The 2,652-nt window shown below is 50.3% G+C and carries 6 protein-coding genes and 1 pseudogene; 1 reads left to right on the top strand and 6 read right to left on the bottom strand.

The features are described 5' to 3' along the window. On the bottom strand, positions 1 to 474 hold a 474-nt coding region (locus C7B16_RS24005), incomplete at its 3' end, for a lysozyme (protein ID WP_107180271.1). 111 nt (positions 475 to 585) lie between these two features. Here C7B16_RS24005 and C7B16_RS24000 point away from each other — a divergent pair. Continuing rightward, positions 586 to 846, top strand: a complete 261-nt coding sequence (locus tag C7B16_RS24000) for a hypothetical protein (RefSeq protein WP_107180272.1) — start codon at positions 586 to 588, stop codon at positions 844 to 846. 247 nt (positions 847 to 1,093) lie between these two features. Here C7B16_RS24000 and C7B16_RS25550 read toward each other — a convergent pair. From C7B16_RS25550 to C7B16_RS23975, 5 genes and pseudogenes are all read right to left on the bottom strand, one after another. Beyond that, positions 1,094 to 1,429: pseudogene (locus tag C7B16_RS25550) on the bottom strand (YdfR family protein); the annotation flags it as partial. Positions 1,430 to 1,433: 4 nt separating this feature from the next. Then, on the bottom strand, positions 1,434 to 1,649 hold the full coding sequence (locus tag C7B16_RS23990) for a class II holin family protein (RefSeq protein ID WP_087906417.1): 216 nt from the start codon (positions 1,647 to 1,649) through the stop codon (positions 1,434 to 1,436). 77 nt (positions 1,650 to 1,726) lie between these two features. Further along, positions 1,727 to 2,062 carry a DUF826 domain-containing protein gene (locus C7B16_RS23985; protein ID WP_059321429.1) on the bottom strand — a complete coding sequence of 112 codons (336 nt, stop codon included), beginning with the start codon at positions 2,060 to 2,062 and terminating at the stop codon, positions 1,727 to 1,729. Between the two features lie 37 nt (positions 2,063 to 2,099). Continuing rightward, positions 2,100 to 2,282 carry a DUF1378 family protein gene (locus C7B16_RS23980; RefSeq protein WP_059321431.1) on the bottom strand — a complete coding sequence of 61 codons (183 nt, stop codon included), beginning with the start codon at positions 2,280 to 2,282 and terminating at the stop codon, positions 2,100 to 2,102. A gap of 164 nt (positions 2,283 to 2,446) precedes the next feature. Then, the coding region (locus C7B16_RS23975) for a DUF6645 domain-containing protein (protein ID WP_107180190.1) at positions 2,447 to 2,652 on the bottom strand (206 nt) is incomplete at its 5' end.

The raw sequence follows: 2,652 nt of genomic DNA, 5'->3' as shown, positions 1-2,652 counted from the left end.
GTAGCAGTTATTTGAGCGGATACGGCAGTCTCTGCCACCGTCCTTTATCCACCAGCGAATCGCCTCGCAGGCTCCCTTGCGATCACCGGCATTAATCCGTCTGTAAAACGTCGACGGAAAACACTTACCGGGACCAATGTTGTACGGGCAGAATGACGCAATGCCCGCCTTCTGCGGTTCGGTCAGCGGCACTTTGATGTTTTTCTCCACCCATGCCAGCGCCTTATCACGCTCAATAGCGTTAACCTGGTCGCATTTTTCCTTCGACAGCTTCATGCCAGGAATAACAGGCTTACCGTCCACCAGAATGGCACCACGGCAGATGGTCCAGATACCAGTACCATCACGGTATGCCGTGGTGTGGTTACCTTCTTTTTCATCCAGAAACTGGTCCAGGATTTCAGGCGCAGAAGCACCTGCGGCAATCAGCGCCAGAACGGCAGCCGACAGGCCGTATTTGATTTTTGCGTTCATGGATATTTATCAGGATTTATCGGTTCCGAATCCCTGGATATGTTAAGCCTTCACCCCGCCAGTGGTGGGCACTGGCCAGGGTATGTCAATCTGATAAACACAGAGGTGACTATGGATTATCCAAATCTACCAAAACAAACTTTTGCTGATTTAATCGCACTCAGGCAAGCAGTCGTAGCTCTAATCAACGTGTTGCCGGATAAGGAAAAGGAATTAGTTAAAGCAATTCTTAACAGAACTGCCGCCGATTTTTCATCATTCCCACTGACAGATGACCTTGCGGACCTTCCTGAATTAATTGCAGCGTCCGCCATTAAGCTTACTGAAGAGATTTACTCTCCTCAAAAGCCTTCACAAAATTCCTGCGAGTAACTTCAATGCAATAATCGTAAAACTCCGCAAACTGCTCATCGCGGCGTTTTTTTTCAGGCTGCTGAAGATGCTCTTTCAACCGTGAAGTGCAGCTTAGATGCGCCGCGCGATCAAGAATAGCTTCTTTCATTTCATCTGCTGCAAGCACCTCATTTTTTGTTGGGGTGCTTTTTTTCAATTCAGCGATATAGCGCTCCAGTTTTTCAATACGTGATTCAACATCATCTTTTTCTGACCGCAGTATTGACGGTGGCATCTTCAGGGAACCCGTAATTATTCCCGGTAGCTTTCCTCTGTAGGTTATCAACACATCCTGCGCCTCTAAAATTATGGGGCGCTTTTCCGGCAACGGTTCATCCCCTTCACATAACCCGGCAGCAATATCCATGAAAAACTGCTTCGCCTGTTTTTTCGCTTCCGCTTCGTAAAATTCCAGCGGGGCACCTTCAGTACGGTCAAGACCAATCGACACCTGTAGCGACAACAGCGACGGCTGCCCGGCAATTTCCAGAGCCACAGTAACAACAATCTTATCCGGGTGATTATTTGTCCCTTTTACAACCAGTTCGTATTTTTTATTCATCGTCTTACTCTCCCCGCGCCGCCTTGCGACGGTCCTCTCTGATTTTAAAATACAGGTTCGTCAGGTACGTCAGCAGACCAAACAGCAGACTCCCCAGCACGCCTATCGCCGCCCACTGGGACGGGGAGACCCTGTCCAGCAACTGCAGTAACCAGTACCCCGTTCCCGCCGCTGACGTGGTGTATGACACCCCTGTTGTGATTTTTTCCATCTGGTACATATCCCCGTCTCCCGCTCTCCGGAAGCGCACGATAACAAAAGGCCACCGCTGTATGCTGGTGGCCTGAGTATGAGGTGTTACAGCAACGTCGCCGGTTCCGGCTCCGGGGTACCCTCCGGTTGTGTTTCTGCTCCGGAAGCAGGTTCCGGTTGTGCTTCGGCTCCTGAGGCAGGCTCCGGTTGTGCCGCACCGTTTTCCGCTGACGGGTCATCCGCCTGCGCATCCTCTCCGGTCGGCTCTCCCGGCTGCACTTCCGCAGGCCCGATAAGCTCATCCAGTATCGCTTCCACATCCGCATCAATCTGTGCCTCAAACGTTTTGCGGATGGTTTCCTTCAGTTTGCCCCGCACTTCTTCAGAGCGCAGTGCGGCCTTCACTGCATCTGCAGTGACCAGTTTGTTCAGTTCTGTCATGGGATTTTCTCGCTGAGAGGTGTTGTTAAGAATACTGTTATGGAATGAGCGGACCTTCCGGCTTTGTTCCGCCAGCCTGGCCGGTGCTGATTTTTTCTGCCGCTGCAGCATCAATCTTTTTACGAATATAGTTACGGATTATCTTATACCCGCCACTCACCAGATATAACGCGCAGACCACCGTACAGAAATACAGCAGCATTGTATGAACGAATGTCATATAACTTTACCTTTTTGATATTGACGACAGAAACCGTTTCAGGCTAAAAAACAACCTCACACATAGTGGCCTTCTTTTCAGTCGTTTTAGTTTTTCTTAAATGGGTTGGGAATATACCCGCCAGTCAACAGAGCTCTCTGACTGGCGGGATTTTTTTATACGCCTTACGCGTTATTCACTTCCACCACTATGCTGTCAATCAGCACCGGATACGTCGCACCGCTGGTGATATCAGTCACCCGCAACTTGTCTGCTGTCAGTGTCCCTACTGTGGACTGCGACAGCATAAACGGCGTTCCGTCCTGACCATCAATGACCGGCGTCACCTGAATGCTGTTATTACCGGCAAAACGGAAGCCCAGCGTATGCC

The sequence above is a fragment of the Escherichia sp. 20412-1 genome (assembly GCF_003027595.1).
Lineage (GTDB): Bacteria > Pseudomonadota > Gammaproteobacteria > Enterobacterales > Enterobacteriaceae > Escherichia > Escherichia marmotae.
Note: the sequence above shows the minus strand (reverse complement) of the source record. Positions and strands in the feature narration are given on the sequence as shown.